Origin of the sequence: Rhodococcus sp. NPDC006774 (assembly GCF_040636045.1) — a bacterium.
In the GTDB taxonomy this organism is placed as follows: domain Bacteria; phylum Actinomycetota; class Actinomycetes; order Mycobacteriales; family Mycobacteriaceae; genus Rhodococcoides.
In genome coordinates, this window is the sequence record NZ_JBEYIW010000023.1 from 1 (window position 1) to 22118 (window position 22118).

Consider the following 22118-nt stretch of genomic DNA (forward strand, 5'->3'; position numbering starts at 1 on the left):
ACCGCGACGACGCGTCTTGGGAAAGACACACCGGTCACTTGTGCGGTAGGTCAATCGTGGTGCCTAGCGACCCTGTGTCCAGTGTTCACTGCTTGAGCGGGCATCAGGGGCGTTCCTTCCAGGTGGTGCGAGGTTGGTTGCCCCGGTGCCGTCAGGCACCGGGGCGGGTGGTCACAGTCGTGAGGTTCCGCGGACGATGTCGCCTTCGATGTAGGTGAATCCGTCTCCGCGGCCGTCACGGAGCGCGAAGTGGTAGTCCGCTTGGACCCAGACGGTATCGAAGTGTCCGGCGCCGGTGAGGGTGCCGAGTAGGTCGCGGTCGGCTCCGTTGGGGAAGAACGCGACGCCGGACGAGGGCGGGTAGTAGCGGCCCAGGGTGTCGATCAGCGATTCGACGCTCCGACATTCGGCGGCCGCGTCGAGGGCCTTGTCGTAGATGGTCCAGTAGTCGTCGTTGTCGTTGGCGGTCATGACTTGCTCCTCGGTCTGGTCGATCGGTTGGGGTGGTGAGCGGGCCGGGTCAGTAGTCCTCGTCCCAGTGCTCGCCTGCGTAGGTGGGGTCGAAGTCGGCGGGTGCGTGGGCCGGGTAGCGGCGTCGGAGGTCGTCCTCGAGGCCGAGCCGGTCTTGCCAGTGCTTGTCGCATCTCGGGTGCGCTACTCCGGTTCCGGACAGTGCGTCCCGGTATTCGACGTCGCCGGTGCAGTCGGGTCCGTCCGCGATGCAGGTAGCGGTCTCGGTGTTCGTGGTCTCGGTCATAACTGTTGCTGCCCTTCGGAACTGGTGCCGGGTCGGTCTTGCGTCCTCCCCTACGTTTTTTCGCCGTTTCTGGCGTGAGGAGAGAAGGCAGCGCACGGGGACGACGGGGCAACCCCTCGGCCGGACAGTTTTCGTGGGAGCGCAGCGAGTACGGGACGAAAAGTGTTCGGAGCCTTCGGTCGTAGCGCAGCGGAGCGAGGGGTTGAGGCGGCGGGCACGGGTGATGAATGCTCGCCGGGAGCCAGAACCGCTGTGAAAAACGTCTGTGCTCTTTCGAGTGCGGAGCGCAGCGGAGCTCGATTCGGTGGACACCGCAGGTGGCCTGTCCGCCGGCCGGAGCTTTCCGGCCGGCGGACCTTCCCCCGGCCGGCTACGCGGCCTCCCCGGTCCCGGTGTCCTCGGCGTCGTCTGGCTCGGCGGCGGCAGGGTCGAGGGCGTCGGCCAGCTCGTGGACTGCGGTCAGTACTGCTTTCGCGGTGGCGGTGACCTGCTCGAGGTCTCCTGCTGCCCATCCGGCGATGTAGCCGACGCTGTAGGCGCTGGTGTCGAGTCCGAGCATCCCGGCCAGGACGTAGGCGACGGATTCGGCTTCGACTTCCATGCGGCCCCGGTGCAGGTCTTTGCGGGCTTCGGGGCCGATGAGTTCGGGTGCGTGCATGATTGCGTGCGCTGCCTCGTGGATCATCGTTTTCGCGGCCGCTGCGGGTTCGAGGGCGGCATCGACGACGATCCGGTGTGAGCCGTCGGTGGTGGTGTAGCCGTTCGCGTTGCTGGTGATCGCCTCGCGGGTGACGGTCCATCCGCGACCGGTCATGATCGCCGCTACGCGGTCGTAGATCGCGTCTGGATCGGCGCCGGTGAGGAGCTGGGTGATCTCTTCTGGTTGGGGGTGTCCCTCGATCGGGTCGGTTTGGGAGTGGTCGAATACCGACAGAATCGGGAACGTGGGCACCTTGCGGGTTTCTTCGTCGCCGGTGTCGGGGTCGGTCTCGGTGACGGTGCGGGAGCTGTAGCCGTAGATCCGGATCGCTTTCTCGCCCTTGCGGACCTGCCGTCCGCGCTGTTGCCAGGCACGGAATCCGGCGACCTGCGTTGCCTCCGGTTTCTGACTGAGGATCAACAGGACGTTATTGAAGAAGGATGCGGAATAGCATCAGATGCACGATCGCCGCCCCGCCCGTTGCAGCCGACACGATCTCACCATGAACCGACGCCCGTTGTGGCCGCACCGGCACGCCATCCGATTCGAGGGCAGACTCGCTCGTATGAAGGTGGAAATCTTGTACTTCGACGGGTGCCCGAACTGGCAGGAAGCTGCGGACCGGGTTCGCGCTGCGGCCAGCCTGATCGGACAGTCGGACATCGAGATCGGTCACCGGCTGATCTCGTCCGACGCCGAGGCAGCGGCGTCGGCCTTCGCCGGCTCACCGACCATCCTTGTCGACGGCGTCGATGCCTTCGACGATGCCGTGCAACTGACCGAACTCGCCTGCCGCGTCTACTCGACCGACCGCGGCCTGGCGGGTCTGCCGACCGTCGACCAACTCGCCGCGTCGCTGCAATCGAAAGGCGAAGCGCTGCAACGATGAACGCAGCGAAGGGTCGCGTCCCGCCGCCCCGGTCGAACACTGAGCGGTAGCGCCCGCGCGGCGACCAGTGAACCTCGACCTGCACGCACTCCCCTAAGGCACGGCAGCGTTCACTCCCTCGTGGCGTTCGCCGGCGTTAGTGTTGCCCATGGCTATGTCCAGAGCGGTCCCCGCGCTGCCGGTACGGCACATCGAGACCGCGATCGCCGTCTACACCCGCGCCTTCGGCTTCACGGCGCAGTACTCCGATCCCACCTTCGCCAAGCTCACTCGAGACGACGTCGAGATCCACCTGTGGGCCTCCGACGACGACAGCTGGACCACCCGCACCGACCCTGCGCCGTGGCCGGTGTGCAGCGGAGCGGAGACCTTCCTCGCCGGAACGGCCAGTTGCCGCATCACCGTCGACGAGATCACGGAACTGTACGACGAACTCTCGCGCGCGGGCGTTCTGCACCCGGCAGACGCCGGCCACCCCGTCGCGACGGACTGGGGGACGACGGAATTCGCGACCGTCGACGGCGATGGGAACCTGCTCACGTTCTCCACGAACACTATTCGGACCGAAAGCCCGGTCGTCGACGGTGACGGTGACGCTGTCACCACTTCCTGACCGGCGGAGCCGTTGATCACCACGCATCCATCGGCGTCATCACGAAACTTGCATTGGATGCATGATACGTTCATGCGATGTCGGCCATGGATACCGTCGGGTCCGGCGCTTCTCGCGCCGGGGGGTCGGCAGATCACCTGATGCGAGACGGTCTGTCGCTGCTCGCGCCCGAGGAGACCGTGCTCGCGGCGATGATCGAAGGGTGGGAGCAACAGCAGCGCTCGCGGATGCTCGCGAACCTGACCATCGAGCGGCGGACACAGATCGTGCGCCGGTTGGTGGTCTTCACCAACGACTACCCGTGGCAGTGGTCGTCGGCGGACGTCGAGGAGTGGACGACGCATCTGGTGGAGTCGGGAGCCGCGCATTCGACGGTGCGGCTGTATCAGATGGCGGCATCGCTTTTCTGCAGCTACATCTCCGACGTCCGCTACCGGTGGCACGAGGTCTGTGAGCGGCACTTCGGGGTGCACCCGGTGCAGATCTTCCACGAGTGGAACATGGTCGTGCACCGCAGCGACTATGAAGGGCGACCCGGCAATCGGCCGCTGACCCGCGACGAGCTGCAGGCGTTCTTCGACTACTGCGACACCCGGGTGAACCGGGTCGGCGCCTCCGGCCGCAAAGGATGGCTGGCGAGCTATCGCGACGCCACGCTGTTCAAGGTGATCTACGCCTGGGGCCTACGCCGCCGGGAGGCCTCGATGCTCGACACCGTCGACTGGACCGCCAACCCCGCGGCCACCGAGTTCGGCCGCTACGGGGCGCTGTCGGTGCGCCACGGCAAAGCCCTCTCCGGCGGACCGCCGCGGCGCCGCACGGTCCTGACCACCATGGAATGGGCCGCCGAGGCCGTCGACGAGTGGGTCACCGAGATCCGGCCCCTCTACGACTCCGACCAACTCGCCCTCTGGCCCACCGAGCGCAGCGCACGGGTGGGAGCGGTGTCGATCTCCCAACGGTTCGCCGAGTACCGCGACGCCGTCGGGCTCGAGAAGCACCTCGGCCCGCACTGTCTGCGCCACTCGTATGCGACACATCTGCTCGAGGACGGGTTCGATCACCTCTTCGTCCAACAACAACTCGGACACTCCTGGGGATCGACCACCGCGATCTACACCAGCGTCGGCACCGATTACAAGAACAACGCCCTCCGACGAGCACTGAGTCGGGCGTTCACCACCGCGAGCACCGACGAGGAGAACTGATGCCGCACCCGCAGCTGAACTACCAGTGGCATCTGCGCCGCCTCCTGGCCGACCAGGGCATCTTCGCGACCACCGGACTCGGACCCCTCCTCGCCGAACGGGGCATCACACTCTCCGAAGCACAGGTGTATCGCCTGGTCACCGGGACACCCGAACGTCTGAGCCTGCGCACGCTGATGGCACTGTGCGACATCCTCACCTGCACACCCAACGACCTCATCGAACCGATCGCCGAACCCGCCACAGGGACCGCGACCGGAACATCGACACACCGCCCCGACACCGCTGCCGCGACCACCCGCGCCAAGACCCGCACACCACGACGCGCCGACATCCGGCGACAGTGATCGCAGGACGGTGTCGCATCTGCACCACCGCCGAGGTTCGCGGCATGACGGTGTGCGACCGCTGCAGAAAACGAGCCACGCAGCACCGCGGTACGTGCGCCGGCTGCAGAAAGCCGGACAAACTGTTGGACGACGCCGACACCTGCCGGTGGTGCCGCCAGAAGGCGCGTCGCACCTGCACCTGTTGCGATGCAACAGGATCAGCTCTCACCGGCGCCGAAGGCGACACCCTCTGTCACCGGTGCACACTGACCCGCCGCCTCGACGCGATAATCCCTCCTCATGCCGACGGCCCCCTCGCACCGCTGCGGCAGCCGCTCCTGCACGCCGAACCCGTCACCACCCGCCGGTGGCTGATCCGCACCACACCCCTGCTGCTCTCCATCCAGGACGGCAGCACAGCCCTCACACACACCTCGTTCGACACCCTCCCGCACCCGAAGTCGGTCGAGCACCTGCGCTCACTCCTCGTCGCCACCGGCATCCTCGGCCCGGACCTCGACCGCAGCCTGCGCCGCCTCGAAGCCCAACTCCCCCAACTACTGAGCAGCCTGACCCCGAACCACCGCGCACTCCTGACCCGGTGGACACAGTGGGCCGTACTCCCCAGATTGCGCGCGGCGACCGAGAAGCGGGAAGGCCATGTCGGCGCCCAGAACGCTCGCTCACAGATTCGCCAATCGGCACTGTTCCTCGACTTGCTGCAGCAGCGCTCGACAGAGCTCGGCGAGTGCACACAACACGACATCGACACCTGGTTCAGCGCGCCTGGAGCCGCCCACTGGCGCGTGCGGTCCTTCCTGACGTGGGCACGACGCAACCGGCACCTACCCCGCACACTCACCCTCCCCTCGAGCTACCGAGGCCGAGCGGAAGTCCCCACCGACGACGACGAGAGGTGGCAGATCTGCCGACGCCTCGTCCACGACGAGTCTCTGGACCCCGCCGACCGGCTCGCCGGCGCCTTGATCGCGCTGTTCGCCCAACCACTGACCCGTATCGCCGGACTCACCACTGCCCACGTCACCGAAACCGACGCCGGGGTGGAACTGCGGCTCGGCAGCGCCGACACGCTTCTGCTACCGGATCCGTTCGCCCAGATCGCACTGCAACTACCCCGACCACGACGCGCAGGAACCGCCGAGCAGATACCTCAGACATGGCTCTTCCCCGGTCACCGTGCTGACATACCACTCACGGCGACGGCGCTCGGTAACCGGTTGCGTCGCATCGGTATCAGTCCGCAGGCCCTGAGACTGTCCGCCATCGCCCACCTCACCCGAGAGCTCCCACCGAGCGCACTCGCCGCGATGCTGGGTCTGAACGCACACACCGTCGCGCAGCACACGCTCCGAGCCAGCGGCCAATGGGCGAACTACGCCGCCGACCGCCACTCCTGAGTCTCGCTATTCGCAGGGTCGAATACGGCAACCCTGCCAGTGCTGTAGGAGTGGAACGAGGCCACGTGATCGAGGTACGCGCGCCAGGTATCGGAGCTGGTCAGCTCGGCTACCTTGTCCGTGATCGAGGCGTGCAGTGATGCCGCCAGCTCGCGGCGTGCTTCGGCCTTGTCCGCTGCACTGGTCTTGGTCCGTGATGCCATGACTGGCCCCTCTCCCTCGTGACCGGTCCCCCGGCCTGCTCTGCCAATTTCTTGTCGCCGTCCTCTGGCGTGAGGAGAGACAGCAGCGCACGGGAACGACGGGGCAACCCCGCGGCAGGACAGTTTTCGTGGGAGCGCAGCGAGCACGGGACGAAAAGTGTTCGGAGCCTTCGGTCGAAGCGCAGCGGAGCGAGGGGTTGAGGCGGCGGGCCCGGGTGATGCAGTATCGCCGGGAGCCAGATGTGCGACAAGAAATCGATGTCTATTCGCGGTGCGGAGCGCAGCGGAGCTCGGTTCGGAGGGACGCCCGCAAGGTGGCCGGCACCACCGCCAGGCGGAATGCATCACGCGCGTCGCCGCCGGCCAGCGGGCCACCTCCCACCTGAGGAGCTCGCCCGGTGACTGTGCGGGAGCAACGGAGACCGGCCACGCTCGGTGTCGCGGCAGCAATGGGACGAATTCGGTGGTCGGGGTGGCGTGGAATGTTGACAGACCAACATGGGTGATGTTGGAGCAAGGCATGATGCCGAGGCATGAAGTGGGTTCTTGGTGTGTCGCTGGCCTTCGGTGTCCCTGTTGTGTTGATCGTGGGAGGAATTGTGTGGGGTCCGTTGATGGACTGGGATTTGACTCAGCCGCAGGCGACGTTGATCGCGGGGTTCGTGGCTGGGCCGTTTCTGATCACTGCGGCCTATATCGCGTTTCATGGTCAGCGGGAGAATATGAAGACCGAGCGGGAGAAGTTTGACGAGCAGATCCAGTTACAGAAGGATCAGGCTCGGGATGAGTTGCAGCTCAAGCGTGATCAGTGGCTTGCGGAGCAGCGTCTGGTGAACGCTCGGAACGTGCGCGATCGGGACGGTGCACTGTTTGCCCGGATGCTGGCGTTCTATGCGGAGTTCGCCCGTGCCGTGGGGCGGACGAAGAATGCGATACCGCGACTTCCTGTTGCCGATCCGGACAGTAGTTGGGCCTTAGTCGACTCTTATCTCGCCGACGTCGTAGCTGCGGCCAACAGTAAGAATGACTTCACTTCTGAGTTGCGTCTTGCTGGATACGACTCGACGCGTATTCCGCTCAACCCCGTTCACCGGGCGATGAGGCAGGCCCGTGACCATCTTGAGTACGCAGTTCGAGCCAGGCTGCAGGATGCGGAACTACGTGACTATGTAGACTCGTCGATCGAGGAATTCGGCACCGCTTTCAACGATTTGACGGCGAGGGCGGTCGCGGCTCTCGACGATCGCGATAGGGACGTTCTGAGGCTCGCGGACGCATTGGAGTCAGTAGACAGGCCTACAGGTAGTTCCTGATCGACCCCTATCGGCTGGCTCACTGTGAGCTTGGTCGATTGTTTGCAGGGCGGTGAGGGCGATCGCACGGGCCGCCTGTTCGGCGATTTCGGCGGGTAGTGGTGGTCCGTCGATGGTTCGTATCCGCATGACGGTAAGTATGGCGGTGGGCACTGACAGAGCTGTTCTGTTGCAACGGTTTCGGGTCGCCCCGTACTTAGTCCTGGCCTTAGAGATGAAGCAGGTGTGGTGGTGCGGTGCCGTCGAAGCGCTCGAGGCTGTCGAGGACGCCATTGGGCTCAAAGCGTGCGACTTAGATCCACATCATCCTGCCAAACTTACAACCCTGAGGTAACTTTTGCAGACCATGTGCTATTTATGCGCATATGGTGGTGCACGTCTAGCTATCTACATGGAAGTGAACGAGGGTCCAGCGCTGACTCGCACGTGTGACTTACATCCCGATCATCCTGCAAAAGTTACACCGAAGAGGTAACTTTTGCAGGAGAAGCGCTACTTAGGCGGGTATTGTGGTCCGTATGTCTAGCGATCTTAGAATCCTCGACCTCGCTGATCTGTCGTCGGAGCAGTGGGGTCTGTTCACCATGGCGCAGGCAAAGGGCCTGGGGTTCTCCGCACAGCAGATTGCCCGCATGGCCAAGTCTGGAACTGTGGAGCGGATCCGCCATGGCGCCTATCGGGTCGGTGGAGCGCCGAGCGTTCCGTCGGAGCAGCTCCGGGCTGCGTGGATGATGATCGAACCAAGTGTGACCGTGGGTGAGCGTCTGCGGGATGAGTCTCCGGCTGTGGTGACGCACAGGTCTGCTGCGTGGCTTCACGGGCTCGGCGACGTTGATGCTGATGTGATGGAGTTCGCGACTGCGAAGCGGCGGCAGTCTCGTCTGCCCGATGTTCGGTACCGCATTGCTTCCTACGAGAGGGGTGCGTGGACACTCGCGGATGGGCTGCCGGTTACAACGGTGCTGAGGACGATCGTCGATCTCGCCGCGGGGCATCTCGATGGTGGGCACCTGGCGGGCATCGTTCGCGACGCTGTTGTCACCAATCGTGTGGATTCGGAGAGTGCGAGTGAGGCGCTGCGGCCGTATGCCCATAGGTACGGGGTTCAGCTGGGCGATGGGGAAGGTCTTCTGAGTCGCTTCCTCGACGAGGCTGGGATTCCTCAGTCCACGCGTGCGCTAGGCCAGCGTCTGGCCGTACAAGGGGAACTCGGGCTGGTGAACACCGACTTCCTGAATTCTCCGGCGATGCAGAGTCTTCGAGATTCGATGGCAGTGGTCAGTTCTCCGGCGGTGCAAAATCTTCTGAATTCAATGGCACAGACCGTCCTTCCGGCGATGCAGAGTATTCGAGAATCGATGACACTGGTCGACTCTCCGGCGGTGCGAAGTCTTGGGGAATCGGTGACACTGGCCAATGCTCCGGCGATGCAGAGTATTCGAGAATCGATGGCACTGGCCGCTTCTCCGGCGATACAAAACCTTCGGGATGCGGCAGCTGCTGTGGATCCGCCTGTGGTCGCTGAGGCCCAGAAGACCGCCAACCGCCAGCGGCGCACGCAGTGACGAGAATTCGAGGAGCTAAAGCGTTCCAACGGTCGCTGACGGACCGACTGAAGACAGAGTCCAATCTTCGAGGGCGTCCATTCGAGTATTTGCGGCGGGAGTTCTATCTCCAGCGGTTCTTGGCGCGGATCTTCTCGCAACAGGAGGGGCGGTGGTTGCTCAAAGGTGGCGCATCACTGTTGGTGCGGCTCCCAGATGCGCGCTACAGCCAGGATATCGACCTTCTGCACACCACAGCGGGCCTTGAAGGGGCAGTCGAAGATCTTCGGGCGGCAGCAGATCTGAGCGAACTCGATCCACTTCGCTTCGCTATACGCGATGCACCTACTGCGATGACTGGTGGTGTCGACGGCGCGAAACTCAAGGTCGACGTCTATTACGACGCAGTGCAACTCTTCACTTTTCCGATAGACCTTGCGACTGAGCTTGTTGCAGTAGGTGACGTCGATTATCAGTCCCCGACACCGATCGTGGTCATGGAAGATCTGGCTGAGATGCCGGAGTTTGCGTTGTACCCGTTGCCGGCGCAGATCGCCGACAAGGTGTGTGCGATGTATGGGAAGTACGGGTCGAATGGTGGTCCGTCGTCGCGGTATCACGATCTGGTTGATCTGGTACTGATAATTTCTGCTTGGCATTTCGCAGCGGATGTGTTGGCGCGTGGCCTGTCTCAGGAGTCCGAACGTCGGGGATTGGACTTGCCGCCGGCCATGTCCGCGCCTTCCTCTGCGTGGACTGCCGGTTATGAGGCGCTTGCTCGAACGGTGTCGGGATTGCCTGATTCGGCGTTGACTCTCGACTCGGCGTTGGTGGCCGCAGGGCGGTGCCTTGATCCAATTTTGTCGAATCGGGTTGTTCGCGGGTTTTGGGACCCGGACACTGCCGAGTGGGGCTGAGTAGCTCGGATCGGGAAGCCAGAAAGACAAAGAAATGAACCACTCCTCGTCATGGCGTTTGAGGCAGGAGTGCTCGACTCTCGCTGCCGCAGTGGCACTGTGGCCCGTTGGTGTGGAAGAAAGGTACGCGGCCTCTCCCCCGCTGACTACTAAAGGGCGGCGAGGTGTCGGTAGAGGGTGACTCTGCCGATACCGAGGAATGATGCGATCCCGGTTTTGGGTGCAGTCAGACCACGGTCAGATAGATCAGTGCAATGTTCAGTGCGACGACGATTCCCGCGATGAGCCATGCCGCGTATGCCGTGATCCGGTGATTGACATCGCCGCCCATCAAGATGCGGTCCGAGGTGAACCGCACCAAGGGAATCAACGCGAATGGGATACCGAACGACAGCACGACCTGCGAGACGACCAGTGCCCGACTGGGGTCGACTCCTGCTGCCAGAATTGCCAGTGCGGGAACAAGTGTCACCAGTCGTCGCACCAGAATCGGAATGCGCTTACGTAGTAGCCCATCCATGATCATCGCCCCCGCGTACGCCCCGACCGATGTCGATGCAAGGCCCGAGGCCAGCAGGCCCACCGCGAACAGCAGTGCTACCACCGGCCCCAGAGTGTCACCTACTGCGGCGTGGGCTCCTTCGATGGAATTGACGCCCTCGCGGCCCCCGAGCGTCGATGCCGCCAGCAGCAGCATCGACATGTTCACTGCACCGGCCAGCAGCATCGCCAACCCGACATCGATCCGGGTGATCCGCAACAACCGCTGCCGGACAGGCCCTGCCTCGGGGTGTCCGTGCCGGTCACGTGCTAGACCGGAGTGCAGGTACACCGCGTGCGGCATGATCGTCGCACCGAGCATCGCGGCGGCGATCAACACGCTTTCCGCGCCGTCGAACCGCGGAATCAGACCGGCCGCGGCCTCGGTGAACGATGGCGGTTCCACGACGACGCTGGCAAGAAATCCGACCGCGATGACACCGAGTAGCCCGAGAATCACGAACTCGAAGGGCCGTTGGCCCCGCCGATCCTGGACCATCAACAAGATCATCGATACGGCCCCGGTGATGAGGCCGCCGATCAGGAGCGGCAGGTCGAAGAGCAAGTAGAGGGCGATCGCACCGCCGACGATTTCGGCGAGGTCGGTCGCCATGGCGACCACCTCTGCTTGCCCCCAATATGCCAGTCGCACAGTCCTGCTCGACTTCTCGCGAACGACTTCGGGCAGTGTCATTCCGGTGACGATGCCGAGTTTGGCGGAGAGGAACTGCACGAGACCGGCCATCACATTCGCGGCAACGATCACCCAGACCAGCAGGTATCCGAACTGCGCACCGGCACTGACATTGGAGGCGACATTGCCGGGGTCGACGTAGGCGATCGCTGCGACGAAAGCGGGTCCGAGCAGAACGAGGCCCGACCGCAACCTCGAGGGCGGCCGAGACGATCGGCGCTGCAGCACAGACATGACCACACCCTCCGGCACCAACAGTATGTCAGGACCCTGAAAATATAGTTCGGCTACCCGAACAATGCAACGCGGCGCGGTGGTTCGGCGACATCTCGATCAGATGGGCAGGACCACTGCACTGACGAATTCGTTGCGGATCCAGGCGATGAACAATCCCCACACTCCGGTCAGCAGCGCGATGCCGACGGCGATCATGATGACACCGCCCGCGACCTTGATCTTCTGCGAGTTCCTCCGAAGCCACCCCACCCCGCGCATCGCCGAACTCGAACCGAACGCGAGGACGACGAACGGTAGGCCGAGCCCCATGCAGTACGCGACGATGAGAGTGACCCCGCGAGCTGCGGTTGCACCTTCGGTTCCTGCTGCAACAGACAGAACGCCGGCGAGGGTGGGGCCCAGACACGGTGTCCAGCCGAGCGCGAACACACCGCCGAGCAGCGGCGCTCCAGCGAGGGACGAGATCTGCTGAGGTGCGAATCGGGTGTCGCGTTGCAGAACGGGTATCAATCCGATGAACGCCGCACCCATGATGATCGTGATGACGCCGCCGACTCGTTGGAGCACTTGCTCGTTGATGCGCAAGGTGCCGATGACTCCGAAGATCGAGGCTGTGGCGAGGACGAAGACGATCGTGAATCCGGCGACGAACAACGACGCTGCGCCGGCCACACGCCAGCGATTCGCCAGCTCCGTCGACGACGTGCCGGTGGTCGAGGTGCCGGGCGATCGGGTCTCGGCTGATTGGGCGTCGGCACCGGCGATTCCCGCCAGGTAGGACAGGTATCCCGGCACCAGCGGCACCACGCACGGGGAGGCGAACGAGACCAACCCGGCGAGCATGCATGCCGCGATCGCGAGCAGAAGGGGCCCGCTCGATGCCGCGTTCTGGAAGGCCGACCCGATGTCCTGGGCGAGAAGAGTCGTCATTCTGCGGCTACCCGTTCGACGACGGGAAGGAGATCGTCGGTGAGCAAGGCGCGCATGAAGACCGCGGCCACGCGGTGCTGACGGTCGAGTACCAGCGTCGAAGGGATCACGCTGGTCGGGTAGTTCCCGCCGAGAGCGATCAGGGTCCGCATCGAAGGGTCGTAGATCGAGGGGTAGGAGACGTCGTTGTCGACCACGAAGTCCTGCGCTTTGTCCTTCTGTGGATCTCTGACGTTGAGGCCGAGGAACTGCACGCCGCGCTCGCGGGTGGTCTCGTAGACCTCTTCGAGGTCGTCGGCTTCGCCGCGGCAGGGGCCACACCACTGACCCCAGAGATTGATCACCACCACCTTGCCGTCGTAGTCCGACAGAGCGGTCGTCTTGCCTTCCTCCATCAGATCGGGGCCGGCGAGTTCGCCTATGGTACCGCGTGTTTCGGGGGGATCGTAGACGATGTCGGTTCGACCGCCGGGGGCGACGAAGTCGAAGCTACCTCCCGTGGATGCAGCCTGTGCGCCGTCGGAGCATCCGGAGATCAGTAGTACGACGGCAAGAATCGATCCAATTGCCGCGGTGGGCGTGGAGCCTTGACGGCGCGCACCGACCCACGCAGGGAAAAAACGTGTCATGAGGTGAAATCCTTTACTGCAGTGCGGATCTGGTCTGTCGTCTCGAACACTGTCGGGTCGGTGACGCGCTCGATCGTTCCGTCCGGGTGGAGGAAAAAGCTCAGGGGAAGGACCGGCGGTGCCGAGAGCGCGTCCAGGACGCTGCCGCCGTCGATGTAGTTCGGATAGCGGACGCCCAGTTGCGTGAGCAGCGCGGCCGCGTCCTCGGGTCGGTCCTCGACGTCGATTCCGATGACTGGGATCGCGTCGGGTTCTGCGGCGTAGGCATCGAGTACGGGCATCTCGGTGCGGCACGGGCCGCACCAGGATGCCCACAGGTTGATCAGCGTCGCCTCGCTGCCGAGAACATCGGCGAGATCGACATAGCTGTCGCTGCCGATGCAGCGCGCTATCACTCCCGCCAGCGGACCGCCTTCGCGCGGTACCGGCGGCGGACACAGCGGTAGCGCTGTTGCTCGTGCCGCGTCATCCGGCGGGCGGGACAATGTGGGTTCGGGTCCGACCGGAGCGACATTGTTGGCGATGACGTCGGACGGGCCGCCCTCGACGCCACCGGAGCGGGGCCACAGTGCGACGATCGATGCAACGACAACGACGAGCATGACGATCGACCAGCCGCGCGTCATCGCCGTGACCTTCTTTCTCGAGAGGGCGGCAGAGGGGCGAACGGTACGTCGCGGATCATAGGAGCGTGGACCAGTACGACCAGAAACGCTGCGCGATCAGGGCGATGAGGACGAGAAACCACACGGTCAGCGGAATCGAGTGATTGCGAATCACCGAGTCAAGCCATACCCGAAACCATTGCCGAAGAGCGGATTTCGACCTGGCGCGGTCGAGGTTGCGCAGCGTGACGTACCAGAAGATCGGTACGGTGACCGCCCACACCGCCATGCAGTAGGGGCACAGGGCGCCGATCTCGTACAGGCTCTGCACGATCAGCCAGTGCACGAAGACTGCGGCAGCAGTGACACCGACCTGCACTGCGCCCCAGAACCACTGCGCGAACATCGCACCGGCGAGAAGGGCGGCACCCACTGCTGCCACGACGGCGAAGCCTGCGATCCCGAGGAGGGAATTGGGAAATCCGAACGCAGACGCCTGCGGGGTGTCCATCACCGATCCGCAGTTGAGCACCGGGTTGATGCTGCAGGTCGGGGCGTAGGCGGGGTCGAGCGCAAGAGCGAACTTTTCTACCGTGAGCACGAACGCGGCGGTCAGGCCGATCAGGCCGCCCACCAGCAGCAGCCAGGGCAGGCTCCGGCCGAACGATCCACCTTGTCGGGTCTCGTTCGCTGGGAGGTCAGCCGAGTGCAGCGTCGAGGGCATCGGCGAGGTCTCCGTACGTGGTCGGTTCGATCTTGGTGCCGTTGAGGAAGAACGTCGGGGTGCCCTGCACGCCGAGCGCGATCCCGTCCGCGACGTCGGCCTCGATGCGCGCGAGCGTCGCAGGGTCGGTGTAAGCGGCATCGAAGGCGCTCATGTCGAGCCCTTGCTCGACGGCGAAGCTGCGGAACAACTCGTCCTGCGGAACCTGCTGTTCGCCCCACTGCGCCTGCGTTTCGTACATGCGCTGATACATCGCCTCGAATCCGCCCTGCTGGGCCGCGGCCTCGACTGCGCGTGCGGCTCGTTCGGCATTGAAGTGGGAGGCGATCGGAAAGTAGCGGGCCACGAAGCTCACCCGGTCGCCGTACTCTTCACGCAATTGCTCGATCGCCGGGTAGGCCGATCGGCAGGCCTCGCACTCGAAGTCGAGGAACTCCACGAACGTGACCCGGCCGTCGGGCACCGAGTTCAACCGATGACTGTTCTCGCGCACCGCAATCGAGGCAGGGTCGGTCGCGGCCTGCTCGGCGGCGGCAGCATCCGGAGACCCCGATCGATCCACCACCAGAAATACAGCCAACGCGGCGGCGAACACGATCACCAGGGACAAGGAAATCTTCAACGCTCGGCTCATACAACTACCTTCTCGATTCGTTCGGATTGATCAATGGGCCCGATATGGGCGTTTCGACTCGTTATGACACTAACAATCGTACGAACGTTGACTAAAGGACCTTCCCTAACGATCGCATGATTGTTAGATTGTGCCCATGGCCTTGGAACCTCTGGACTCGTGCGATTTGTTGTGTATGGACCTCCCTCACGCCGAGAGGGTTCGCGCTACTCTGCCCGCGCTCGGCGATATCGAACCGGTCGCCGACGCTGCCCGAGCATTCGGCGACCCCACCCGACTGACCATCGCGCTCGCGTTGAACGCCGGCGGGCAGATGTGTGGCTGCGACATCGCGTGGATCGTGGGACAGAGCCAGAAGCTGGTCTCCCACCATCTCCGCAAACTCAAAGCCGCGGACGCCGTCACATCGAACAGAGAGGGAAAGTTGGTCATGTATTCGCTCACCGACCGCGGCACCCGACTGCTCGCGACACTGACCGAGGTACTGCCCACCGCCTCGGCCACCGCCGAAGTCACCGGGGTCGATCATGGCTGACGCGTGCTGCGGACCTACCCCGGCAGCGCCGACCACCGAATCCACTGCTGACGGTGCGGGCACGGGAGGTCCGGCTCCGACCGATGCACTCCCGGGGTTGTGGCAGGTCCGCGAGCTGCAACTCGCCTCGGCCGCCGCGATCATCCTGGGCGCATCGTGGGTGCTCGGTCGAACGGGTGCCGATGCGGTTGCGACCGTCGGCGCTCTGATCGCTGCCGCGATCGCCGCCGTCACCTTCGTTCCCGCGACGGTGAGAAATCTGCGACACGGACGCATCGGTGTCGGCACGCTGATGACGATCGCGCTCCTCGGTGCCATCGCATTGGGCCAGATCCCCGAGGCCGCGATGCTCGGCATCTTGTTCTCCGTCGCCGAGGGACTCGAGGAATACGCGGTCTCCAAGACCCGCCGCGGACTGCGCGCACTCCTGTCCTTGGTGCCGCCGACGGTATCTGTCCTGCGCGGTGGAACCGAGCAGGCCCTGTCCCCCGACGATGTCGTGATCGGGGACATCATGGTGCTGCGGCCGGGTGAGCGAGCTGCCACGGACGGCACCATCGCTCGCGGTTCGACCAACCTGGACGTGTCTGCGATCACCGGTGAATCCGTGCCCATCGAAGCCGGTGTCGGTGACGAGGTGCATGCCGGTGCCATCAACGGCGGCGGGGCCATCGAGGTCACCGTCACCACGAAGGCGTCGGAGAGCTCACTCGCTCGCATCGTGCACATCGTCGAGCAAGCCCAGGACCGCAAAGGGGCCGGCCAGCGGCTCGCAGACCGGATTGCACACCCCCTCGTGCCCTCGATCATGGTTCTCGCCGTACTCGTCGCCGGCGTGGGCGCGGTGCTCGGTGACCCGATGCTGTGGCTCGAACGCGCACTGGTGGTCCTGGTCGCGGCATCACCGTGCGCGCTGGCGATCTCCGTTCCCTTGTCGGTGGTTGCAGCAATCGGCGCAGCAAGTCGCAACGGGGCATTGATCAAAGGCGGTGCAGCAGTGGAAGAGCTGGGCCGCATTCGCGTCGTCGCCTTGGACAAGACCGGCACCCTCACCGCAGGACGACCGGAGGTCGTCGACGTCGTCACCGCTGCGGGAATCAGCCGCGACGCCGCGCTGGCCGTTGCTGCTGCGCTCGAAGCGCGCAGCGAGCATCCACTCGCCCGCGCCGTACTGGCCTCCGTATCGACCGTCGCGGCAGCCGATGATGTCACTGCCATCGCCGGGCACGGCCTGACCGGCACCCTCGACGGAGCCCCGATCAGGCTCGGGAAACCGAGCTGGTTCGACACACACCCCAGCTCCGAGGAGTTCCGCGCCGACGTCGCTCGTCTCCAGAGCAGCGGTGCCACAGTCGTTCTCGTCGAACGCGCCGGAGTTCTGATCGCTGCGATCGCCGTCCGCGACGAACTGCGGCCCGAGGCCGCCGAGGCTGTCCGCCAACTCACCGCGCTCGGTATCGACACTGCGATGCTCACCGGCGACAACGCGCTCACTGCGCAGGCTCTGGCGACCCAGGCGGGCATCACCGCCGTCCACGCCGAACTACTGCCCGAGGACAAAGCGGCCCTGCTGACCGACATCGCGGCCGGACGCAAGATTGCCATGGTCGGCGACGGCATCAACGACGCTCCCGCCTTGGCGACCGCAGATGTCGGTATCGCCATGGGCGCGATGGGAACCGACGTTGCCATCGAGACCGCCGATGTTGCCCTCATGGGGGAAGACCTCCGGCATCTACCGCAGGTGCTGGCCCACGCTCGACGCGCCCGGCGCATCATGATCGAGAACATCGCCTTGTCGATTGCCATCATCGGCGTGCTCGTCCCACTGGCTGCTACCGGTGTCCTGGGCTTGGCCACCGTGGTGCTCGTCCACGAACTCGCCGAAGTCCTGGTCATAGCCAATGCGATTCGCGCCGCCCGCACCACTCCCTTGGACGGGTTCGTGCCCCCGCCCGCGGCGTCCGGTGCCCTCAACGTCACGATCGCACCCGCAGCGGCCTTCGAGGATGCCTGCTGTGCTCCGGCTCCGACGCCGAGGAACACCGCACCTCTCGCATCTGGGAACCTACTGGCCTCCAACACCACAACGTCACCATCGGCGATCGGAGCATACGATGACAGCTCCGGGTGCTCGGATGGATGTACCTGCTGCACATCGACCCCCGCGCACGGCGAACTCTTCCGCGGAAAGAGGTAGAGACCTGTGAGCGGTGATCGAACTGCACGCAGGCTCTACGAGATCGAAATGACCGCAGCAGCAGGGGCATCGACAACAGAGGTGCGCTGGTACCACCTCGAACGAGCACACATCCTCTCGCAGCCCTATCCGTGGTTGCATACTCGCAACCACGCCGCGATGTTGAAAGCTGCGGTGACAGAACATGATCGGCGCGAATCCTGGGGCCAGTTGATTCGGATCGTGGTCGCTGCTCCAGGATCGTGGTCGGGGCGATACCCGGCCGGTAACACCGGCCGGGTCGAGGCGGGACTGATGTCGCCGATGCCCATTCCGCAGGACCTTGCGGACGCGCTGGGGGGCACGTAGCGGGAGTCATCAGTTCAGGCCTGCGTAGGAGTGTAGGCCTGAGACGACCATGTTGATGATGAACAGGTTGAACAGCATCGCCACGAATCCGGCGATGTTGATCCATGCTGCGCGGGTGTTGCGCCATCCGCTGGTGGCTCGGGCGTGCAGGTAGGAGGCGTACACGATCCAGGTGATGAAGGAGACCGTTTCTTTCGGGTCCCAGCCCCAGAATCGGCCCCATGCGGCTTCGGCCCAAATGGCACCGAGGATGACGCCGACGCCGAAGAGTGGAAATGCGAAGATCGTGGTCTTGTACGCCAGGATGTCCAGTGTCTGCGCGGAAGGCAGACGGGCGACGATTCGGCTCATTCTGCTCCCCGAGGCCTCGGGATGCTTCATGCGGATCAGGAACAGCGCGCTCGCAACCCCGGAGATCAAGAACACCCCGCTGCCGAGCGAGACGATCGAGACGTGCACCGGCAGCCAGTACGACTGCAGTGCCGGTACCACCGGTGCTGCGTTGGCGTACAGCACGGTGCCAGCGACGAACAGGAGGATCAACGTCGGCACCAGGACGAACAACCACAGGGTGCGCAGCTGCTTGGAGCGCAGCACCACCAGTGCAGCCAGTACACCGGCCGCGCAGGTGACCGAGACGAATTCGTACATGTTGCCCCACGGCGGCCTGCTGGCGGCGATCCCGCGAAGAACGATCGACCCGACATGCAACGTCAGCGCCACCATCACCAGCCCGAGTCCGGTACGGCCCATGCGTTCGGACGGAACCCGCCGGGGTGCATCGGGAATGCGTCCTGGCGTCGTCGATGTCACTGCGATCACCCGCGTGCGCAGTCGCTCCATATTGTGCAGCGCCGCGCTACGGGTCGATGCGAGCTGGCCGAGGAATGCGATCGCTGCGAGGAGATAGACCACGAAGGCTGTCTCGAAGCTGATGTCGCTCCAACGGGCGAGGGTGTCGTCGATCGGCATGGTGTTACACCGTTTCTCTGTCGTGGGTCTCGGAGACGCTCGAAGTTGTCTGCGGCCAGATCTGTGACCGGAGGGTCTGGAATTCGGGTCCCCAGCCGGCGTGATCGGTGCGAGCCAGGCCGCCCATGTCCACTCGCGAGAGACCGTGTTCGCCAAGGTGGGCCCGGAACCAGACACGACGGCGTGTGATGACCAGGGACACCAGTAGTCCGGTCATCATCGTGACCGCGAACACGAGGACCCACCGCTGCGCGGGGTCGTATCCGACCTGGAGATTCGCGAATTCCTTGGCACCGTCGAACCGGACGAGGGTGCCGTCGGAGAGGGTTGTCGATTCTCCGGGCCGCAGGTTGACCCGGTCCTGCTTGACCAGCCGACCCTGGTTGATCATCTCCTGGTCCAGGGAGAAGATCGACTGCGGGATGCCGGTGTCGAGACCGGTGTCGCCCTTGTAGATGTCTACTGCCACAGCGGGATCGACCAATTCCGGGAAGCGGGAGGAGAGCAGGTTTCCGTTGAATTGCGCGGTGGGCGCGAAGAGTCCTTCGATGGCGATCTGGCCTCGGCGGCGTTCGTCGGCGGTGGCGTAGGTCCCCCCGGGTGGGTCGAATCGCAGCGCGCCGCTGCTGAGGAACGTCGTGGCGTCGTCGGGGCGGAACTGCAGGGCTTCGGTGCGGGTCTGGCCGTCGGGGAAGGTGACGGTGAATTCGGGGGCGTAGCCGTGTCCGGTGAGGTAGATGCGTTCGTCGCCGAGCCGGAGGGGTTCGTTGACTTTGAGTTGATAGTCGCGCCAGGTGTCGGCGGCGATGTCGTCGGCGCTCTGGTAGGAGATGTTCGAGGTGAACATCTCGGCCTGACCATTGTCGAGGTAGTCGGCGGTGAAGTCCTTGACCCGGATACAGAACGGCTCGAGTCCGGTGCCGTCGGTGCTGTTGCCGGCGCGGAAGGAGTCGTAGACGGCGGGAGAGGTGTTGCAGAAACCGGGTCCGTTGTCGGCGATGACGATGACCGAGCCTTCGTAGCCGAACAGTTTGCCGATGGCGATAGCGGCGAGCAGACCGATCAGAGAGAAGTGGAAGAGCAAGTTCCCGGCCTCGCGGGTGTAGCCCTTCTCGGCCGAGAGAGTCAGTGCCCCATCGGGCTCGGGCCGAACGACGGTACGCCACCCTTTCAAGTGCGGCGCGATGTCGGCAATCACCTTCTCGGGGTCACCGGCGAGGGTGCCCGAATGCTGCAACGGTAGTCGAGTGAGGTTTCGAGGTACTCGAACAGGTTGTGCGCGCAGAGCTTTGCCGTGCTCGATCAACCGGGGAGTCAGACAGCCGATCAGGGACACGAACAGCAGGACGTAGATCGCGGTGAACCAGGAACTTGCGAACACGTCGAACAATTCCAGTGTGTCCATCACCGGCCCGAGAGCCGGGCGCGCGGCGATGTAGGCATCGACGGCCTGGGTATTGAGATTGCGCTGCGGCAGCAGTGCGCCGGGGATTGCTGCGGCGGCGAGGAGGAACAGCAGCACCAGCGCTGTACGCATCGACGTCAGTTGTCGCCACCGGTTGCGCAGCATCGCCACTGTTCTGCGCACCAGTCTCGGCGAGTGCGCACCGGGGTGTTCGTCGATCGTCATCTCCGCACGCCCGTCACCGACCACCATCTAAATACTACGCGACATAGTAGTTTGCGTGTTCGGTGTGGTGGAGCGTGGTCGGCGCAGCAGCGAGAACGCCAGTGCCGCAACAGCGCCGGTGGCGGAAATCCATTCCGGAACGCTGCCGGTGATCGTCGCCGGGGTGAGCGTGGCGCTCAGGGACACCTCGGTGACGACAGCTGCGGGGGTGAACAGCTCCGTGCGCTCGACGACCTCCCCGCGTGCATCGATGACGGCGCTGACGCCGCTGGTGGCCGAAACGACGACGCTGCGCCCGTGTTCGACCGCTCGCACCCGCGACATGGCGAGTTGTTGATAGGTCATGTTCGTCCGACCGAAGGTGGCGTTGTTGGTCGGCACTGCGATCAGCTGGGCACCGGCGCGAACGGAGTCGGTGAGCAATGCGTCGAAGGCGACCTCGTAGCAGGTGGCCACCGCGACGGGCACTCCGGCGAGGTCGACGACACCGTTGCCCTGGCCCGGGGTGAAGTTTCCCGCTTGGGCGGCATAGGGAGAGAGTGCCGTGACGATCGCGCGCATCGGCAAGTATTCGCCGAACGGCACCAGTTGTCGCTTGTCGTGCATCTGTCCGGGCCCGCTGGCGGGATCCCACACGATCGAGGTGTTCGTGGTGGTGCCGTCGCCCTGGCGTAGCACCGTGCCGACGAGAATGGGCACTCCGACGGCGCGGGCTGCGGCGTCGATACGTGCGGCGGCATCGGGGTTGCGCAGAGGGTCGATGTCGGAGGAGTTCTCCGGCCAGATGACCAGATCGGGTGCGCGTACGCGGCCGGAGTCGATGTCGTCGGCGAGCTCGATGGTGCGCTGAACGTGGTTGTCGAGCACTGCTCGTCGTTGGGCGTTGAAGTCGAGACCGAGCCGCGGGACGTTGCCTTGCACCAAGGCGACGGTGACCGTGTCCTGCTGCGGTGGAGCGAACAGTGGAGCTACCACCGCGAGCGCCCCTACAGCAGTGGCCGCACCGATGCACGACGCTGCTGCAGTTCTGCGGGTGATGCGATCGGAAGCGATGGCACCGGCCAGAGCGGACCCGATCAGCACCACGACGAACGACAACCCCGGCGCGCCGATCAACGCAGCCAGAGGCAGCAGCGGCCCGTCGGATTGACCGAATGCGATGCGGCCCCAGGGGAATCCGCCGAACGGGATCCGAGATCGTGCCGCTTCCATCGCCACCCAGGCGCTCGCCACCCAGACCGGCCCCCACGGCAGTCGGGACATCCGATCCGCTACTGCGCCGAACATCGCCACGAAGAGGGCTTGAACGACGGCCAGCGCCAGCCACGGCACCGATCCGACGTACTCCCCCACCCACGGCAGCAGAGGCACGAAGAACGCCGAGCCGGCGACGAAGCCGTAGCCGGCTCCCGCGAGCGCTCCCTGCCCGCGGACCGCCAGCACCAGCACGGCAATCGCCGCGGGAGCGAGAAACCACAGATCGACGGGAGGGAACGTGGCGTACAACATCAGCCCGGACGACGCGACGGCGAGGAGCCGGATCCACGCG

General features: G+C 64.7%; 24 protein-coding genes. 11 read left to right on the forward strand and 13 right to left on the reverse strand.

Annotation, left to right across the window (positions count from 1 at the left end):
• Positions 1 to 171: 171 nt before the first annotated feature.
• The 3 genes from ABZ677_RS23725 to ABZ677_RS23735 form a co-directional block, all read right to left on the reverse strand.
• On the reverse strand, positions 172 to 471 hold the full coding sequence (locus ABZ677_RS23725; protein ID WP_358373880.1) for a hypothetical protein: 300 nt from the start codon (positions 469 to 471) through the stop codon (positions 172 to 174).
• A gap of 49 nt (positions 472 to 520) precedes the next feature.
• Positions 521 to 757, reverse strand: a complete 237-nt coding sequence (locus tag ABZ677_RS23730) for a hypothetical protein (protein WP_358373883.1) — start codon at positions 755 to 757, stop codon at positions 521 to 523.
• Positions 758 to 1127: 370 nt separating this feature from the next.
• Entirely contained in the window at positions 1128 to 1877 is a 750-nt protein-coding gene (locus ABZ677_RS23735) for an ArdC-like ssDNA-binding domain-containing protein (RefSeq protein ID WP_358373886.1), read from the reverse strand.
• A gap of 145 nt (positions 1878 to 2022) precedes the next feature.
• Here ABZ677_RS23735 and ABZ677_RS23740 point away from each other — a divergent pair, with 145 nt between their 5' ends.
• The 5 genes from ABZ677_RS23740 (at position 2023) to ABZ677_RS23760 (ending at position 5914) form a co-directional block, all read left to right on the forward strand.
• On the forward strand, positions 2023 to 2346 hold the full coding sequence (locus ABZ677_RS23740; RefSeq protein ID WP_037190622.1) for a hypothetical protein: 324 nt from the start codon (positions 2023 to 2025) through the stop codon (positions 2344 to 2346).
• A 148-nt stretch (positions 2347 to 2494) separates the two neighbouring features.
• Positions 2495 to 2959 (forward strand): VOC family protein, encoded by a 465-nt coding sequence (locus ABZ677_RS23745; RefSeq protein WP_052047650.1) that lies wholly within the window; start codon positions 2495 to 2497, stop codon positions 2957 to 2959.
• Between the two features lie 77 nt (positions 2960 to 3036).
• Positions 3037 to 4167, forward strand: a complete 1131-nt coding sequence (locus tag ABZ677_RS23750) for a tyrosine-type recombinase/integrase (protein ID WP_241258386.1) — start codon at positions 3037 to 3039, stop codon at positions 4165 to 4167.
• Positions 4167 to 4514: a helix-turn-helix transcriptional regulator gene (locus tag ABZ677_RS23755; protein ID WP_032400201.1), complete on the forward strand. Its 348-nt coding sequence runs from the start codon at positions 4167 to 4169 to the stop codon at positions 4512 to 4514. The genes ABZ677_RS23750 and ABZ677_RS23755 overlap by 1 nt, the downstream gene beginning before the upstream one ends.
• 125 nt (positions 4515 to 4639) lie before the next feature.
• Positions 4640 to 5914, forward strand: a complete 1275-nt coding sequence (locus tag ABZ677_RS23760; protein WP_141215153.1) for a hypothetical protein — start codon at positions 4640 to 4642, stop codon at positions 5912 to 5914.
• Here ABZ677_RS23760 and ABZ677_RS23765 read toward each other — a convergent pair.
• Entirely contained in the window at positions 5890 to 6117 is a 228-nt protein-coding gene (locus tag ABZ677_RS23765) for a hypothetical protein (protein ID WP_206498896.1), read from the reverse strand. The genes ABZ677_RS23760 and ABZ677_RS23765 overlap by 25 nt on opposite strands.
• A gap of 533 nt (positions 6118 to 6650) precedes the next feature.
• On the opposite strand from ABZ677_RS23765, the gene ABZ677_RS23770 reads away from it, so the two are divergent.
• The 3 genes from ABZ677_RS23770 (at position 6651) to ABZ677_RS23780 (ending at position 9891) form a co-directional block, all read left to right on the forward strand.
• On the forward strand, positions 6651 to 7430 hold the full coding sequence (locus ABZ677_RS23770; protein WP_219520308.1) for a hypothetical protein: 780 nt from the start codon (positions 6651 to 6653) through the stop codon (positions 7428 to 7430).
• 518 nt (positions 7431 to 7948) lie between these two features.
• Positions 7949 to 8995, forward strand: a complete 1047-nt coding sequence (locus ABZ677_RS23775) for a type IV toxin-antitoxin system AbiEi family antitoxin domain-containing protein (RefSeq protein ID WP_219520307.1) — start codon at positions 7949 to 7951, stop codon at positions 8993 to 8995.
• Positions 8992 to 9891, forward strand: a complete 900-nt coding sequence (locus tag ABZ677_RS23780) for a nucleotidyl transferase AbiEii/AbiGii toxin family protein (RefSeq protein ID WP_206498351.1) — start codon at positions 8992 to 8994, stop codon at positions 9889 to 9891. The genes ABZ677_RS23775 and ABZ677_RS23780 overlap by 4 nt, the downstream gene beginning before the upstream one ends.
• A 226-nt stretch (positions 9892 to 10117) precedes the next feature.
• On the opposite strand, the gene ABZ677_RS23785 is transcribed toward ABZ677_RS23780, so the two are convergent.
• The 6 genes from ABZ677_RS23785 to ABZ677_RS23810 form a co-directional block, all read right to left on the reverse strand.
• Positions 10118 to 11359, reverse strand: coding sequence for an Nramp family divalent metal transporter (locus tag ABZ677_RS23785; RefSeq protein WP_206498352.1), 1242 nt, complete (start codon positions 11357 to 11359; stop codon positions 10118 to 10120).
• Between the two features lie 99 nt (positions 11360 to 11458).
• On the reverse strand, positions 11459 to 12292 hold the full coding sequence (locus tag ABZ677_RS23790; RefSeq protein WP_135047279.1) for a cytochrome c biogenesis CcdA family protein: 834 nt from the start codon (positions 12290 to 12292) through the stop codon (positions 11459 to 11461).
• On the reverse strand, positions 12289 to 12921 hold the full coding sequence (locus ABZ677_RS23795; protein ID WP_121870980.1) for a TlpA disulfide reductase family protein: 633 nt from the start codon (positions 12919 to 12921) through the stop codon (positions 12289 to 12291). Before ABZ677_RS23795 ends, ABZ677_RS23790 begins: the two co-directional genes overlap by 4 nt.
• Complete coding sequence (locus ABZ677_RS23800) at positions 12918 to 13547, reverse strand: TlpA disulfide reductase family protein (RefSeq protein WP_121870981.1); 630 nt, start codon at positions 13545 to 13547, stop codon at positions 12918 to 12920. The genes ABZ677_RS23795 and ABZ677_RS23800 overlap by 4 nt, the downstream gene beginning before the upstream one ends.
• A gap of 55 nt (positions 13548 to 13602) precedes the next feature.
• Entirely contained in the window at positions 13603 to 14250 is a 648-nt protein-coding gene (locus ABZ677_RS23805; protein WP_121870982.1) for a vitamin K epoxide reductase family protein, read from the reverse strand.
• Positions 14225 to 14884, reverse strand: coding sequence for a thioredoxin domain-containing protein (locus ABZ677_RS23810; protein WP_032370897.1), 660 nt, complete (start codon positions 14882 to 14884; stop codon positions 14225 to 14227). Before ABZ677_RS23810 ends, ABZ677_RS23805 begins: the two co-directional genes overlap by 26 nt.
• Before the next feature lie 136 nt (positions 14885 to 15020).
• Here ABZ677_RS23810 and ABZ677_RS23815 point away from each other — a divergent pair, with 136 nt between their 5' ends.
• The 3 genes from ABZ677_RS23815 to ABZ677_RS23825 are packed head-to-tail and all read left to right on the forward strand — an operon-like array spanning position 15021 to position 17967.
• Positions 15021 to 15419, forward strand: a complete 399-nt coding sequence (locus tag ABZ677_RS23815; RefSeq protein WP_121870983.1) for a metalloregulator ArsR/SmtB family transcription factor — start codon at positions 15021 to 15023, stop codon at positions 15417 to 15419.
• Entirely contained in the window at positions 15412 to 17619 is a 2208-nt protein-coding gene (locus tag ABZ677_RS23820) for a cation-translocating P-type ATPase (RefSeq protein WP_121870984.1), read from the forward strand. Before ABZ677_RS23815 ends, ABZ677_RS23820 begins: the two co-directional genes overlap by 8 nt.
• A 6-nt stretch (positions 17620 to 17625) precedes the next feature.
• The gene (locus ABZ677_RS23825; RefSeq protein WP_259468029.1) at positions 17626 to 17967 is read left to right on the forward strand and encodes a DUF3703 domain-containing protein; all 342 of its coding nucleotides are present in this window, start codon (positions 17626 to 17628) and stop codon (positions 17965 to 17967) included.
• A gap of 9 nt (positions 17968 to 17976) precedes the next feature.
• On the opposite strand, the gene ccsB is transcribed toward ABZ677_RS23825, so the two are convergent.
• The 3 genes from ccsB to lnt are packed head-to-tail and all read right to left on the reverse strand — an operon-like array spanning position 17977 to position 22078.
• The gene (gene ccsB, locus ABZ677_RS23830; RefSeq protein ID WP_121870985.1) at positions 17977 to 18939 is read right to left on the reverse strand and encodes a c-type cytochrome biogenesis protein CcsB; all 963 of its coding nucleotides are present in this window, start codon (positions 18937 to 18939) and stop codon (positions 17977 to 17979) included.
• A 4-nt stretch (positions 18940 to 18943) separates the two neighbouring features.
• The gene (locus tag ABZ677_RS23835) at positions 18944 to 20569 is read right to left on the reverse strand and encodes a cytochrome c biogenesis protein ResB (protein WP_183130250.1); all 1626 of its coding nucleotides are present in this window, start codon (positions 20567 to 20569) and stop codon (positions 18944 to 18946) included.
• 27 nt (positions 20570 to 20596) lie between these two features.
• Positions 20597 to 22078, reverse strand: coding sequence for an apolipoprotein N-acyltransferase (lnt, locus tag ABZ677_RS23840; protein WP_259468181.1), 1482 nt, complete (start codon positions 22076 to 22078; stop codon positions 20597 to 20599).
• Between the last annotated feature and the right edge of the window lie 40 nt (positions 22079 to 22118).

Coding starts and splice junctions, on each gene's coding strand:
- lnt (WP_259468181.1), bottom strand. CDS start 22,078: ATGTTGTACGCCACGTTCCCTCCCGTCGATCTGTGGTTTCTCGCTCCC.
- ABZ677_RS23835 (WP_183130250.1), bottom strand. CDS start 20,569: ATGACGATCGACGAACACCCCGGTGCGCACTCGCCGAGACTGGTGCGC.
- ABZ677_RS23725 (WP_358373880.1), bottom strand. CDS start 471: ATGACCGCCAACGACAACGACGACTACTGGACCATCTACGACAAGGCC.
- ABZ677_RS23730 (WP_358373883.1), bottom strand. CDS start 757: ATGACCGAGACCACGAACACCGAGACCGCTACCTGCATCGCGGACGGA.
- ABZ677_RS23795 (WP_121870980.1), bottom strand. CDS start 12,921: ATGACACGTTTTTTCCCTGCGTGGGTCGGTGCGCGCCGTCAAGGCTCC.
- ABZ677_RS23775 (WP_219520307.1), top strand. CDS start 7,949: ATGTCTAGCGATCTTAGAATCCTCGACCTCGCTGATCTGTCGTCGGAG.
- ABZ677_RS23740 (WP_037190622.1), top strand. CDS start 2,023: ATGAAGGTGGAAATCTTGTACTTCGACGGGTGCCCGAACTGGCAGGAA.
- ABZ677_RS23785 (WP_206498352.1), bottom strand. CDS start 11,359: ATGTCTGTGCTGCAGCGCCGATCGTCTCGGCCGCCCTCGAGGTTGCGG.
- ABZ677_RS23750 (WP_241258386.1), top strand. CDS start 3,037: ATGTCGGCCATGGATACCGTCGGGTCCGGCGCTTCTCGCGCCGGGGGG.
- ABZ677_RS23755 (WP_032400201.1), top strand. CDS start 4,167: ATGCCGCACCCGCAGCTGAACTACCAGTGGCATCTGCGCCGCCTCCTG.
- ABZ677_RS23805 (WP_121870982.1), bottom strand. CDS start 14,250: ATGCCCTCGACGCTGCACTCGGCTGACCTCCCAGCGAACGAGACCCGA.
- ABZ677_RS23790 (WP_135047279.1), bottom strand. CDS start 12,292: ATGACGACTCTTCTCGCCCAGGACATCGGGTCGGCCTTCCAGAACGCG.
- ABZ677_RS23745 (WP_052047650.1), top strand. CDS start 2,495: ATGGCTATGTCCAGAGCGGTCCCCGCGCTGCCGGTACGGCACATCGAG.
- ABZ677_RS23765 (WP_206498896.1), bottom strand. CDS start 6,117: ATGGCATCACGGACCAAGACCAGTGCAGCGGACAAGGCCGAAGCACGC.
- ABZ677_RS23770 (WP_219520308.1), top strand. CDS start 6,651: ATGAAGTGGGTTCTTGGTGTGTCGCTGGCCTTCGGTGTCCCTGTTGTG.
- ABZ677_RS23810 (WP_032370897.1), bottom strand. CDS start 14,884: ATGAGCCGAGCGTTGAAGATTTCCTTGTCCCTGGTGATCGTGTTCGCC.
- ccsB (WP_121870985.1), bottom strand. CDS start 18,939: ATGCCGATCGACGACACCCTCGCCCGTTGGAGCGACATCAGCTTCGAG.
- ABZ677_RS23820 (WP_121870984.1), top strand. CDS start 15,412: ATGGCTGACGCGTGCTGCGGACCTACCCCGGCAGCGCCGACCACCGAA.
- ABZ677_RS23815 (WP_121870983.1), top strand. CDS start 15,021: ATGGCCTTGGAACCTCTGGACTCGTGCGATTTGTTGTGTATGGACCTC.
- ABZ677_RS23800 (WP_121870981.1), bottom strand. CDS start 13,547: ATGACGCGCGGCTGGTCGATCGTCATGCTCGTCGTTGTCGTTGCATCG.